Origin of the sequence: Paraburkholderia sp. GAS199 (assembly GCF_050436585.1) — a bacterium.
GTDB lineage: Bacteria > Pseudomonadota > Gammaproteobacteria > Burkholderiales > Burkholderiaceae > Paraburkholderia.
On record NZ_JBNDMM010000003.1, the window covers coordinates 817,799 to 831,463 of the forward strand.

10 protein-coding genes and 1 pseudogene are annotated in these 13,665 nt (G+C 55.3%); 5 read left to right on the forward strand and 6 right to left on the reverse strand.

The features are described 5' to 3' along the window. Positions 1 to 150: 150 nt before the first annotated feature. Positions 151 to 591 (forward strand): MarR family winged helix-turn-helix transcriptional regulator, encoded by a 441-nt coding sequence (locus tag P3T18_RS15290; protein ID WP_429300756.1) that lies wholly within the window; start codon positions 151 to 153, stop codon positions 589 to 591. A gap of 101 nt (positions 592 to 692) precedes the next feature. Here the strand turns inward: P3T18_RS15290 and P3T18_RS15295 are convergent, their stop codons facing one another. The 3 genes and pseudogenes from P3T18_RS15295 to P3T18_RS15305 form a co-directional block, all read right to left on the reverse strand. After that, entirely contained in the window at positions 693 to 926 is a 234-nt protein-coding gene (locus P3T18_RS15295; RefSeq protein WP_429300757.1) for a hypothetical protein, read from the reverse strand. A 223-nt stretch (positions 927 to 1,149) separates the two neighbouring features. Next, positions 1,150 to 2,183: pseudogene (locus P3T18_RS15300) on the reverse strand (aldo/keto reductase). Between the two features lie 112 nt (positions 2,184 to 2,295). Then, positions 2,296 to 3,867: an MFS transporter gene (locus tag P3T18_RS15305; RefSeq protein WP_429300758.1), complete on the reverse strand. Its 1,572-nt coding sequence runs from the start codon at positions 3,865 to 3,867 to the stop codon at positions 2,296 to 2,298. A gap of 320 nt (positions 3,868 to 4,187) precedes the next feature. On the opposite strand from P3T18_RS15305, the gene P3T18_RS15310 reads away from it, so the two are divergent. Together P3T18_RS15310 and merB are read left to right on the forward strand one after the other, a co-directional pair. Continuing rightward, positions 4,188 to 5,159 carry a LysR family transcriptional regulator gene (locus P3T18_RS15310; protein WP_429300759.1) on the forward strand — a complete coding sequence of 324 codons (972 nt, stop codon included), beginning with the start codon at positions 4,188 to 4,190 and terminating at the stop codon, positions 5,157 to 5,159. A 126-nt stretch (positions 5,160 to 5,285) separates the two neighbouring features. Further along, positions 5,286 to 5,975, forward strand: a complete 690-nt coding sequence (gene merB / locus P3T18_RS15315) for an organomercurial lyase (RefSeq protein ID WP_429300760.1) — start codon at positions 5,286 to 5,288, stop codon at positions 5,973 to 5,975. 208 nt (positions 5,976 to 6,183) lie between these two features. On the opposite strand, the gene P3T18_RS15320 is transcribed toward merB, so the two are convergent. Continuing rightward, positions 6,184 to 7,251 carry an alkene reductase gene (locus P3T18_RS15320; protein WP_429300761.1) on the reverse strand — a complete coding sequence of 356 codons (1,068 nt, stop codon included), beginning with the start codon at positions 7,249 to 7,251 and terminating at the stop codon, positions 6,184 to 6,186. Between the two features lie 275 nt (positions 7,252 to 7,526). On the opposite strand from P3T18_RS15320, the gene P3T18_RS15325 reads away from it, so the two are divergent. Next, positions 7,527 to 7,928: an RrF2 family transcriptional regulator gene (locus P3T18_RS15325; RefSeq protein ID WP_429301107.1), complete on the forward strand. Its 402-nt coding sequence runs from the start codon at positions 7,527 to 7,529 to the stop codon at positions 7,926 to 7,928. Positions 7,929 to 8,175: 247 nt separating this feature from the next. On the opposite strand, the gene P3T18_RS15330 is transcribed toward P3T18_RS15325, so the two are convergent. Beyond that, on the reverse strand, positions 8,176 to 9,795 hold the full coding sequence (locus P3T18_RS15330; RefSeq protein WP_429300762.1) for an EAL domain-containing protein: 1,620 nt from the start codon (positions 9,793 to 9,795) through the stop codon (positions 8,176 to 8,178). Positions 9,796 to 10,381: 586 nt separating this feature from the next. Beyond that, positions 10,382 to 11,575 carry a porin gene (locus P3T18_RS15335; protein ID WP_429300763.1) on the reverse strand — a complete coding sequence of 398 codons (1,194 nt, stop codon included), beginning with the start codon at positions 11,573 to 11,575 and terminating at the stop codon, positions 10,382 to 10,384. Between the two features lie 1,213 nt (positions 11,576 to 12,788). Here P3T18_RS15335 and P3T18_RS15340 point away from each other — a divergent pair. Next, on the forward strand, positions 12,789 to 13,238 hold the full coding sequence (locus P3T18_RS15340) for a MarR family winged helix-turn-helix transcriptional regulator (protein WP_429300764.1): 450 nt from the start codon (positions 12,789 to 12,791) through the stop codon (positions 13,236 to 13,238). Positions 13,239 to 13,665: the final 427 nt, after the last annotated feature.

Here is a 13,665-nt window from a genome sequence, read left to right on the forward strand (position 1 = left end):
TTGGACGGCGACTGCGCACCCTGCAAGTTTGGAAAGAAGAAATCACGCGATACTGTTGCAGGCACATCTGCTCGGCGAACGGTCTAGGCTCTCGAACCAATCGACCGGTTTTGTCGCGCGCAGCATCATGACACTACCTCCGTCATCCCCTTGGGAAAACGCATATTTACAAATTGCTACTGTACCCAGTTTCTTCGGTCTGCCAACACCCTGACCAGCGTCTACGACAATGCCTTGTGGGCAATCGGGCTCAAAATCGACCAGTTCTCACTGCTTCGAGCCCTTGAGCGGCTGCGTTCCGCGACATACAACGAAATCGCAGCAGAGGTCGTTCTGGACAAAACAACGATCTCGCGGAGTGTCAAGGTATTGTTTAACGTAGGATGGGTAGACGTCACGCTCGACGAAGAGGCGCGTTACAAGCTTGCGACACTCAGCAAGGAAGCAACAAAGATGTTGCGGCGCTCCGAGCCGCATTGGGCAGTCGCTCAAACGCGTGTCAAGAACGAAGTCCAGCGCTTCACGAAGGGCTCAGCGAACAAGCGACTGCTGGAAGCACTCGAATCGCTTCAACGGGTCGGCGAGGCATAGTAATTGACGTGATAACAGCAGGGCGTCCTCACGTTGAGATAGCGATTTCGGTCTGGTTCCGATAAGCATTGAGCCGGGCATCACGCAGCGCCGCCAGCATCTCAAACCTGTATGGTACGGCGGGGAGCCTTTTTGTCCCCCAAGTGGGTGACGTGACCGTTCTCGGCATCTACTTCCGAGAGGGCTAAACTACCGAAACCGATCAACAGGACAATGATTATCGAAAAGGCGAGCAGAAGCTGCGTATTGACCTTGAATGTTCCCAGAATGAAATTCGCCAGTTCCACCCGATAGTTTTTGAAAGCACGTGCCGTGCTCGTGATATCCGTGCGCAATGCTGTTTCTAAAGCATTAGATGCGCATGCAACTGTAAGCGGTTGGACGTTTGTTTACTTTAGGCGGAAAAAGGATGCAGTCGGCAAGCGTTGGTAACTGTGTTGCGTTTGGATGGGGCATGCATTGTGGGACGGAAAAATCAACGGCGTCAGATCACTTCTCGAGCGAAGCAGCTTTAACTTTATCTGGCGCGCCGGAATCGTCGACGCGCCATACGAATGATTACGGGGCGGCGATGACAGGCGGGTTCCGCTCTGAGAAGCGCCGCTGATGCCAATATGGATAGGGCGGGTTTATCCAGCTGGCCTTGTCAAGTTTGGCGATTTGTTCTGGAGTCAGAGACCATCCCACTGCTCCAACGTTCTCCAAAAGCTGCGCTTCATCGCGGGCTCCTACGATTACCGTAGACACTGTAGGTCGCTGAAGCAGCCAGTTAAGCGCAATCTGCGGGATGGACTTTCCGGTTTCCTCTGCTATATCGTCCAGAACGTCCACGACCTGGTAGAGATACTCGTCGTTGATCTGCGGTCCTTGGGCGATTGTCTTGTGCAATCTGCTTGTGGTCGGAAGAGGTTGGCCCCTGCGGATTTTGCCAGTCAGACGGCCCCAGCCCAACGGACTCCATACAACCGCGCCTACCTTCTGGTCGAGGCCCAGCGGCATCAGCTCGGATTCATAGTCGCGCGTCACGAGAGAGTAGTGAGCCTGATGCGCGACATATCGCGGAAGGTTTAACTGATCAGCCACCGCAAGTGACTTCATCAGGTGCCAACCTGGAAGTTCGAGCAGCCGATATATCGCACCTTGCCGGCGCGCACAAGGTCGTCGAGTGCACCCAGTGTCTCCTCGATCGGCGTGAAGGCATCAAAACCGTGCATCTGCAGCAGGTCAATATGGTCGGTCTGCAATCTACTGAGAGCCGCATTGCAGGCATCAATCAGATGAAGGCGTGAGGAACCGATATCGTTGGGCCCCGGTCCAGACCGGAAGGTGGCCTTAGTGGAGACCAGCACCTGATTGCGGCGCCCCTTGATGGCTTCCCCCAGTACCTCTTCGGCGCGTCCCGCCGAATAGATGTCTGCGCTATCAAACATTGTGATGCCCGAGTCCAGACAGATATCGACAATCCGGCGGGCGTCATCTCCCACCGTGCGTCCCCACGCTCCGAAGAATTCACCTTGACCGCCGAACGTTGCGGTGCCAAAACTTAGTGCCGGGACCTTGAGGCCCGATCCACCGAGGAATCTGTATTCCATTGTTACTCCTTGAACGCGGAAAAAATAGAGGCAATCGCCGTTGGCATCGAGCGTGAGACACGTGGCGCCCGGAAGTGCGGAAAACTGCATCCATCACTAATAACGGCAGGAGTCAGGCTGACCCGGCTTCTTTGCTCGTCTGGGCCTTGCGGGACGGCTGCGCACGCGAAATCAGGAGGAGTATGAGTACAGCTGACACCACCGCGATGCCCGCTGATAGCAGAAGGGCACTCGAAAATCCAGCTACGCTCCCCGTGCGCGCGACTGAGAGCGCTTGGGGAAAGGCATTTCCCTGAACTAGCGATGCCGCGTGCCCTACATCACCCGCCAATACCTTCTCGACAAACGCCTTGGCGGCGGCTGGTGGTACGAGCGTTTCGGCGATCTGGCCTGAAAATGTGGAGTGCGCCCGCTGTGCGATAACCGCGCCAAGTACGCCCACCGCCATCACAATGCTCGCGAACCGCGTCGTCTGGGCGATACCGGAAATCATGCCGACCCGATCGACCGGGGCCTCATTCATGATCGCTCGCTGCGTTGTACCGTTCAGTATCCCCGCTCCGAGACCGACGACAGCCATTACGAGGGCGACGAGAAAGTAGTGTGAACTGGTAACCACGTACGCGGATGCAGCATCACCTGCACAGACGACCACAAGGCCGAGCGAAAGCAGGTAATGCGCTGACCTGCCTCGCCCAAGTCGCACACCAAGACTCGGTCCGATGACCATCGCCACAGCAAATGGCAGCATTGCGGCACCCGCCATCATCGGTGAGAGACGGAACCAGGTTTGCAGGTAGATCGGAAAAAAAGTGAGCAGCACCTGTGCCGACGCGGCATAGGCGAACATTCCCACGACACCCGCTGAAAATCTTGGCATTGCAAAGAGCCCAAGGTCGATCATCGGATGCAGCCGGCGATTTTCGACGACCAAAAACACCACAAACAATGCAAAGCTGACGGCAAATTTGAACTTCGTCGTGGGCGCTGATATGCCAGCGGCACCTGCCGTGATCAGAGCCCATATCAGCAGAGCTAGCATGCCTGCAAAAAGAAAACTCCCGGTGTAGTCGATTGGTCTCGCAACGAGGCTCCGGGATTCGGGTACATAGCGGCGGACGAGGAAATAGATAACGATGCCGAGGGGCACGTTGACCAGAAAGATCGACCTCCACCCAAGCGAAGCTGTGAAGATCCCGCCAACCACGGGTGCCGCGCATGTGGTCAAACCAATGCAGGTACCCCATAGCGCCCAGGCGTGATAAGCCGATGCACTGTCAGTGAATGCGTTCGCAATAATTGCCAGGGCAGAAGTAAGTTGTAATGCTGCGCCGACGCCTTGTACAGCCCGGGCAATGTTGAGTACCTGAGTATTTGGCGCGAGACCGCAAACGAGGGACGACACGCAAAAAATGAGCAGACCGTACATCAACACGCTGCGCCTTCCATACAGATCAGCCAGTCCCCCTGCCGGAAGAAGGCAGGCCGCGAAGGTGATCATGTAAGCGCTGATCACCCATTCGAGCTGATTGAAATCAGAGTGGAAGCTCCTTGATATTGACGGAAGAGACAGAGCGACCATATTGGCGTCCATGACGACGAGCACGCAGAGAGACGTTGTGACAATCAGAAGAAGGAGTTTTTGCTTCTCCCATGAGAAGCCTTCAGGTGCAGATGTGTTCATCAGAAGAGGGCGTGTGTGGCGTCACGAGGAACGCGGCCGCGACGCGAAGGGTTGGTCGACGGATTTGTTCATTCATTAATCGTTTAGATATATGATAGTCATAATTTATGCAAAGTCAAACGCGGGACATCTACGCGTCGCTGCGAGGCGCCTACGCAGGCAGAGTCGCCCGACGTTCGGTCATGTGTTCATGACGCGCGTGGGTGGCACACCGTCGGCAGCCAAAGTTATGGCGGCTTGGAATACCTTGGACGAAAGTCAACGGTCGATCAATTGCGGCACCTGCAAAAGACTCTTGACGCAAAAGTAAGCTTGTTACTATGAAGAAACTTCTCGAAGCTGGACTGATTCAGGCCATGAACACATTTGTTCACGTCATCGATACTGGCAGCTTTACGAGCGCGGCCAGTCAGATGGATATGAACACGGCGCAGGTCTCGCGACTAATCAAGGATCTCGAGGCGCGGCTGCAGATAAAGTTGATGCAACGCTCGACGCGACGGTTAGCGCTCACAGAGGCCGGCGAGAGATACCTTGAACACTGTAGACAGGTCATCGAACTTGTGGCGAAGGCGGAAGAGATTGCGGCAGGATCCGATGCCGAGCCAAATGGGCGACTCCGGGTTCTGGTCATGGCCAGCTTTGGCGCACGATATATTGCGCCCCTGCTGTCTGAGTTCTGCGTTACCTATCCTCGTATCCGGGTGGAGTATCGAACGTCCCAGGAGGCCCCTGATCTCCTCGCGGATGGAGCCGACATGAGTGTCTACCTCTCCCATTCCCTACCGGACTCGATGATGGTTGCGCGCCGAATAGGCAGTGTGCACAGCATTTTCGTCGCGTCTCCTGCATATCTATCGACCTCAGCCGAGATATCCCATCCGAGGGACCTGCGCACGCATCCATGTCTGAGACTCGTGAATCCGTCGCTGGACGCAATGTGGGCGCTGACGGGGAAACATGAAACATTCTCGTTCATGCCGGATGGCCCTCTTGTGAGTGACGTTCCGGAGGCAGTTGTCAACGCAGCTCTCCGGGGAGTCGGAGTTGCGCTGCTGCCCGCGTATTCGACGCTGGACCACCTGCTAAATGGCGCGCTCGTTCACGTGTTGCCGGACTGGAAATCCACCGACGTGGGTGTCTATGCACTAACGCCGTCAAGGAAATTTGTGGATGCCAAAACGCGCGAGTGGCTGGAGCTGCTTGCGCGTGAACTGCCTCTTGCGCTTGAAAAGGACATGACCGAACTGAAGCGCACCGGATCTGACGTGAAGGTCAGGGCAGCCGCATAGGCGTATCCTTCTGGTTATCGCCTCGCCAGCAATTTTTTAAGCGCTACAGAGGCGCAGCGAATTTCAATACCTTGCCCAAAGTCATCTTCCCAAACCCCTCTCCGTACGGCATTGCCGGAAAATCTTATGTCTCAGACCCAGATTGACTCACTGATACATCATCAAATTGTTTCAACCTTCATGCAGGATGGTCATGCCCCATCTCAGGAGAAGCTGGTAGAGAGGCTGGGCTTGAGTGCCAGCGCCATTGATGCAGGGCTTCACCGGCTACAGGCATCCCACGGTGTTGTGCTCCATCCCGACGGCCGCAGCCTCTGGGTTGTGCACCCGTTCTCTGCATCACCTACGCACACGTGGGTACAGGGACCTCAACAAGGCTGGTGGGCTCCCTGCATGTGGTGCGCGCTTGGCATCTCGGCACTCGTCAAAGACAAGGTGACCGTTCATACCAGAATCGGCGGCGAAGCGGAACCAATCGAGATCAAGATGCAAGATGGAGTGCCACTGCAGACTGAACTCTTCGTCCACTTCGCGGAACCTCCGCGCAAGGCATGGAATAACGTGCATCACTTTTGCGCGCGGGTTCTCCCGTTTCGCTCTCGAGAAGATGTCACAGTTTGGGCAGAGAGGCATCAGTTCCCACTGGGGGCGGTGATGCCCATTACCCAGCTCGCGGAGCTCGCCCGGCGCTGGTATTCCCATCACGCCGATCCAGATTGGAAAAAATGGACGCCGGTCGAGGCCCTTGAGATATTCCGGTCAGTTGGCCTGAACGGTGATTTCTGGTCGCTGGATACTTCCGGCGAACATTACTAAGTAACTCCGTTGACTTTTGAGGTCGAAACCGATGCAATCTCACTTCTGAGGTGGTCGCGTTCTTGGCGAAGATTACGAAAAAAGCAAGGCGTGAGGACCAGAGGCATCCTTGGAGCAACGCCGCGTGCAGGTTGTTGCAGCCGCCGGGGGAACGGTGGTGACGCTGCTTTTGCGTCAGCGACCGTTCGCCATCGGCGGCCCTCCGACATCAGTCTGCTTGATCGAGCAAGGGGTAGTCGTTGTATCCAGTTTCGTCATTCGTGTAGACGGTTTCGAGATTGACACCGTTAAGCGGGGCGTTTCGTCGAAAGCGCTCAACCAGATCAGGATTAGCGATGAATGGGCGTCCAAATGCCGCTGCATCAGCCTCGCCACGTTCAATAGCCGTTTCGGCACTTTCCTTTGTCAGTCCTTCGTTCACGATGTACGAGCCTTTGAAAATGCGGCGTACGTCGCGGCCGATGCGTTCTTCGCCGCCTTCCAAGGCTTCTCGCGAAAAAATGAAAGCAATTTTTCGCTCATTTAACTGCTCGGCCACATACGTGAATAGAGCACGGGGATTAGTGTCGTGCATCGAGTAGGAGCTGGACATCAGGTTCAGGTGAACACCGATTCGACCTGCTGGCCAGACCGAGAGCAACGCGTCCACTGCTTCCAGCAGGAAACGCGCGCGATTTTCGATTGAGCCGCCGTAGCGGTCAGTTCGCTTGTTGGACCCATCGTGCAGGAACTGGTCGAACAGGTATCCGTTCGCAGCGTGAAGCTCGACGCCATCAAACCCGGCAAGTTTCGCGTTCTCAGCCCCTCTCCGGAAGTCTTCTACGATGCCAGGTACCTCATCAGTTTCTAGTGCTCGAGGAACAGTATAGGGACGCTGGGGACGCACGCGATTGACGTTGCCCTCTGGCGCAATCGCGCTTGGCGCCACGGGAGGACGGCCGTCATGGTAGATCGGATCGGAGACACGCCCAACGTGCCACAGTTGCGACACAATGAGGCCGCCGGCGCCGTGCACTGCCGACGTTACTTCTTTCCAGCCGGCAACCTGCTTTTCCGTCCAGATGCCCGGTGTGTTCGGGTAACCCACGCCCTGAGGAGTGACGGAAGTCGCTTCGGTAATGATAAGTCCTGCCCCTGCGCGCAGTGCGTAGTGGGCGGCGTTGATGGCCCCCGGGCTGCGTTCAGAAAACGCCCGCATGCGGGTAAGCGGCGCCATGACGACGCGGTTTGAAAGCATCAGTTGACCAATCTGGAGAGAGTCTAAAAGTGTCGACATCTTGAAGGTTCTAGTTTGTTGAAAAATAGGGCACGCAGCGGTTCAGGTCCGACTTGTCGGGCGAAGGTGTGGCAATCGCAACGCGCCACAAGCATCGGCTGTAACTGCTTTGGTTACAACATAGACCATCTCCGCAATTAGCACAAGCCACAGTACGACTTGCATGCTGGTTGACAGGTTTCGATGTAACAAATATAGTTACATCAGACATGGATACGTAGGTTTTTATGAGCGCGAACAGCCGGTTGACCGTGGCGACTCACGTACTGACGTGGATGGCACTTGTCGCGCGGAACAATCCTGACCCGGTAACCTCCGACCAGATAGCAAAGAGCGTCAACACCAATCCCGTAGTCATTCGGCGTACGCTGGGGTTGCTCGGTAAGGCAGGTCTCGTCGAGAGTTATCGCGGCATCAATGCCGGATGGCGTCTGGCAAAAAGTGCTGAGGCCATCACTTTGCTCAATGTCTTTGATGCGCTGGGCGAGGGTGCACGTTTTGCTCTGCATACCTCGAAGCCCAGCCAGGCATGCCCGGTTGGTCGAGGCATTGGGGTAACGCTCAGTCAAGTCTATGACTCGATAGATGATGGACTTCGAAAGACGCTTGGGTCCGCCACCATTGCTGCGATACTTGGCGATACATTGGCTACCTCCTCCTCGAAAACCCGCCGTTGATAAAGTTTTGCTTGGGCGAAAGCCATGCATCGACGACCAAGAGTCCAACACCGATCCTGGCAAGACGATTTCAGCAATTTTTTCCCCTTCTCGATCAACAGCTCGCGGAGTTGGCGAGCAGCCGTGAAGTTCAATACGACTCGTGTCTTGGAAAACCGGGATGTCGATTTGATAGGCACACGGTGCTTGTTCCCACATGAGTGTCCGATCCAGACGCGTGTGCCAATGCTTCGCACAGATGTCATCTTCAATCTCCGCGCGTTTCTGTTGCCAGAGCGGGAAGGTACTCGGGGGACCTGGTAAGTCGCTCGGCCCGAACTGGCCGCTGATAAAGGTAGCCTTGACAGAACGAGACGCCCGATTCTTGAAGTAAGCGATGCTGCGCTTCAGTCTCAACACCCTCAGCAATGGTTGCTGATCCGAAACGTTCTGCGACGCTTACGATAGCCTCGATAATTTCCTTGCCACCTGAATCGAGGTTTCTCACAAACTGGCTGTCCACTTTCACATAGTCAAACGGGAAGCGACTGATAAGGTCAAGATTGTTGTGGTGTGTACCAAAGTCGTCGATCGCGAATCGCACGCCTGCTGCCTTCAGCTCATTAAACACGTCAAGTGTATGCGGGTCTTCATTCACGAGAAATCGCTCGGTAAGTTCCAGAATGAGACCAACGCCGACCGGTAGCATGGTGAGAAGGGAAAGCACTTTGGCGGCAAACCCCTTCCTGGTCAGATCGCCTGCCGCGATGTTGACAGACACTCGCAATGGCAACGTAGGCGCACGGTTGCTTATCTCTACTATTGCCGTACGCAATACAAATTCTGTGACGTCAGCCAGAAGGAGACTCGATTCGACTTCACCCATGAAAGAGGATGGTGCGACCGGGCCTTTCTTGGGATGTTCCCAGCGCAACAACGCTTCTACGCCCACGGTACGGCGACTGACGACGTCAACTATAGGCTGGTACACGAGGTGAAATTCGCGATGTCGCAGGCCGCGACGTACCTCTCGGAGGAGCCTCCGGGTTCGCCCAAATCCGAGCGGATAGAGCGCGAAAATGGCTAGATCCAGGATCGCGCCTGCAGTTGCAAAATATAGACGGTAATGCCAGTGCAGTCGCGACGGGAATCTGTTGTTGGTAGACAATGAAATGGATAGAGGCCATCTCGCAGAATGCATCCGGGTGCTGCCTGATATTGCCGGCCTCGTAGCAGGCGCAAATACATTGTTGCCGTCGAGCGTTCCTGAATTGTCTATCGACAACACTACATCTTCCAACCCGTATCCAGCACCATGGGAAAGGACATCTGCGATGTAGTCACCTGCGATCAGATACAGGATCCCTGAGTCGCGAGCTGTTGGCACAAACAACGCCACAACAGGATCCTTTGGATGAAAAGGTGTTTGCGGCAAAAGGTTGACACTGACGCCCGACCCACCTGCAATCACATACGTGGATAAGGGGATGTCGATTTGTCCTAAGCCGGTCGCACAATAAACACGTCCATCTTCGACGAGATTGATGCCGCGCACGTATCGAATGTATGTCTGAAGTCGGGTCAGAGGCTGTCTTGCATCATTGCATGGCTTTCCTGGGAGCGTCGCAAGTTCAGGTTGTCGGGTCAGGGTAACGCTATTCAGAATCCGTTCGACAGACATAAGCAGATCATTTCCAGCCATCCGTTCGTGATTGACTACTGCTCGATGCGCGCAACGCTCTCCGAACAAAGTAAAAGTGAGAACAATCAGGCAACCGGTGCCTGCCGCGAGGAGACGGGGAAGGCGAGTCCTCACCGCGCGCCAGGCAGGTGACCGGTCAAATAGTTTCGACGACGCCTGGTTGGCATCTTTTACGTTATCAGGCATGGCGACTGTTATTGGGGTAGCCGCTGACGTCATGAACGGATGTCTGCGTTTGATCGTTACGCTGTTGATATGAAACGGCAGTGCCGCGTCCGCCCTAAAGGATGCACACCTGTCTCTATCGGTTAGATTGCAACCATACTTTATTTTGGCGCGGGAATTGTTTCGCTTTAGAATTAAAATTCTTGTCCGCGATGATGGTTCTTGTTTTGCGAACTATAGATGGATAGCCAGAACTACTAGTAGACAGGCTGGAATCGTAATCAGGCACTGGGTGGCGGATTCAATTTTCGAGTACCGAACCAAACCTGGGATTGCGAAGTGACGGTGCAGATGACGGAATCAAGCCGCTGTTCCAGCGACTGCACTTCAGTGCACGCTGACGTTTTCGAGGGACTCTTGGCGTCGGTGTTTGATGTCTGCCGTCGTCATCGTATGGGCGAGCAGCCGGACATGCGATTGTTATGGCGTCCCAGTAACGACCAACCGCTTCTAATAAGGCCGACGTCGATGCGCAGGTGTCATTGGAGCCGCGCTAACCGACTGTCGTCAAGGTAGTGCAAAACTGCTCCAAATACAGTTATGCCAGTCAAAACAAGTGGCGCATCCCTACGGTGATAATCGCTTGTGATTGAGCCGCCGATGAACTGCCGTTCCCCTTGTCAGACACCGACGCGGTTGCGGCAACCGGATTGCCCAGAGCATTGAGTGTGTCACCCGAAGCGTGCTGATAGCCGCCGAGAACGTATAGAGTCGATCGCTTGGTGAGGTTGTACAGGGCGCCGAGAGTTACGTTATGGTACTGCGCGCGCTCTTCGATTCCATCTGGCTTGCCGCCGCGAGTATAGCTATAGCCCCCAAAGAGACGCAGAGACGAATGAACCTTCCACTGGGCAAACGCACCAACGATATTGAACGTTGCGATGCCGTTGAACAGCGAGTCTGAGCCCGGCCGGTATTGAACGTTACTGTAGTTTGCCCCAACCGTTACGGGTCCAATATCGTAGGTCGCGCCGGCGTGAACAATCTGTTGCGACAAGGCGCTCGCATATCCCTCGTTAATCGAGGAATTGAAGAAGCCGTCATCGCTGCCGTTCCATTTCCCGACGGTTGGATCGGTCGCACCCGTTTTTGAATTGTCAGAGCGCTCGTAACCGATACCCGCGTGTACCGGGCCGCCCGCATACGATGCACCCACGCTCCATGTGTTCTGCTGCTTCAGGCTGCCCGGCTGTCCGCCAAAGCCGTACAGGGCTCCGAACGCAAATCCGCTGTAAGTAAGGCTGGTGTATTTGATGGAATTGTTTACCCGGGCCGTCTGGTCAAGGTCGTCAATGTCGCCGGGGTGTGCACCGTAGCCGCCGACAAAAGCCACAGGAGACACGGAAACAACGAAATCATTGAGCGACGAATACTGACGGCCCAACGTGATCGTCCCGAATTGCGTATTGCTGACACCGACAAACGCCTGGCGCCCAAATAGTCCGCCATTCTGTCCGGTTTTCCCGCTCGTAATATCGAACCCATCTTCCAGCAGGAACAGAGCACTCATGCCGCCCCCTAGATCCTCTTTTCCTTTCAATCCCCATCGACTCCCTGAGTAGTTGCCACTGGTCACGCTGACATCTGAGTGTCCGCTGTAATCCCCTGGCGATCCGGTTCGCTGATTAGAGCGATAGGTGATACCGGCGTCAACGATGCCGTAAAGTTGAACAGAAGTCTGCGCGGAGGCGATTCCTGCGATCGAGAGCATGAGGGGCGTAGCGAGCCACTGTTTCTTCATATTTTGTTGAGTCTCCAGCTAGGCATAAAGGTCGGGGCGTGGTCTGTTACGCGATTGGGTCTCCATAGACCGACAGGCTAACCGACGCGATCAGCCTTCCTCTTTTGATGGATGATATTTGATACAAGTTTCGGCCACGTGCCGTTTTGAGTCAAAAGGCCGTTGTCAAATTACGAAATAATAGAGGCGAGAACCGGACTTGGAGGTTTCTGCGCGCACGTTCCCGAGTTGAATACACGAGACGCATAAGACATAGAAGTGACGGCGTGTCGCACCGACTGTCATCGAGTCATATTCGTGTATGCGGCCGCCCACGCTCGAACGAACGAAACCAATCGACGGGATGCCATGGAATCTAACAATTGCATCTCTACCGTAGGCGCGTTCATTCCACGTCTGGACGGACGCCTTGAAAAACCGAGGGAGCGTCGACGATGTTCGAATGAATCGAGCTGGCAAGTGTTCAAGTCGTCCGACGTGAACCAATGCACGTCCAGTGCCCTGAAACAACTGACCAGGCAACGACAGTACCGTAGGTGACCATCGCAATAGCGCCAATCGCGAAGAAATACGAAAGCGACCCTGTCAGACGGAGTACCAAAGCACCGACACCTGCAAACACCACGAGGCGCAGCGCTTCTGCCGCGAGCGGCCAATTCAGGCGTCCCGCACCTTGTGCGGCGAAGTAGAGTGAAAATCCGAGGCCAAAGAAACCGTACACCGGTCCAAGGATGTGAAGGTAAATTGACCCTGTGCGCAACAACTGCTCATTTACCCCAAACGTCATTATCGGGCAGTTACCCCTTGGCAGTATGGCCCTCTCCGGCCGTTAGGCCGGTGCGACGCGCCCATCTGCAACCGCTTGCGCCCGCTTGGTCGGCCTGTTCGGTTGAAAGCTGCATTTCAATTCGTTAGAAACGCCTCTGTTCGTCAACGACTCACAGAGGCGTCCGCTGCGCGTCGTCTCCGGCTTGCCAATGCAACAGCCACGCGTGGATGCGGGTGCGACGTTCGCAGTGGAGCACCCTCGGGCTGAGTTGTGCTCATCGGATCACTTGTCCACTACAATATTTATCGGCATATGCACGTACATTTCATTCAGAATGTACGTGCATGTGCCAATATTCGTCAGGGTGATTCAAACTACCTTGGTAGGGCAATCGGACGTCAGGCAAAGTTTCCGGGTATATCGGAGCAGAATCGAGTGACAACAGTGAATCAGAAAGACCCGCTCTTCTGTAATGGCGCAGCGCTGCGCAAGGCCAACCGCAGACTTTCGCAGCTCTACGACACTGTTCTGGAGCCGTGCGGGCTTAGTGCTGCGCAGCGTTCAATTCTCCTTCAAATTGAACGTGCAGGCAGCCCAACCATGACCGATCTCGCGTACGCGTTGGTGCTGGACCGGTCAGCCCTCGGACGCAACATCAAGCCGCTCGAACGTGACGGCTATGTCTTGCAGCGGCCGGACAATCACGACGGCCGGAGTCGTCGCATCGAGCTGACGCCAAATGGTCGGGCGAAGCTTGCCGAGTCGAATCGTCTCTGGCGCAAGGCTCAGACCCAATTTGAAGAGGTATATGGAAAAGAGCGTGCGGCGGCACTGCGCCTTGCTCTGGCAGAAATCTACTCAGAGGATTTTGCCGCAGCCTTTGGACGCAGTTGAGCAGAGTGGCGGTCGAGCTTCTGGTTAAGCGCGCACCGCGCTCCCTGCAACCGACTCCGGGAAAGGCATCGTCGCTGACTGGGCATGCGACTCGGGCGCCCCCATCCGCGACAGGGCGCTGCAGCGCGCCCATATGAAGCTGACTTTAGCGACCTTTAGCGAAATTTCACTCTGAATTTAACGTCCCTCGTGAAATGATGTATTGAATTGAGGGCATCATTCTTGTCTGCATGACAAGAAAACACATCGTGTTTGATCGCGCACACCTGTTCAGATAGTTGCGCGTTAGACGGGTTGGGCTAGCATGCTTCGCATCACTCGCGCCGGACTGGTGATTTCCGTAGGGTATTCGAGCTGTCCGCTCCCGCGTCTGACGTCACTGAGAAAGGCGGTCATCTTCTTGTCGCCGGTTCGAGGCCTAGCTCGG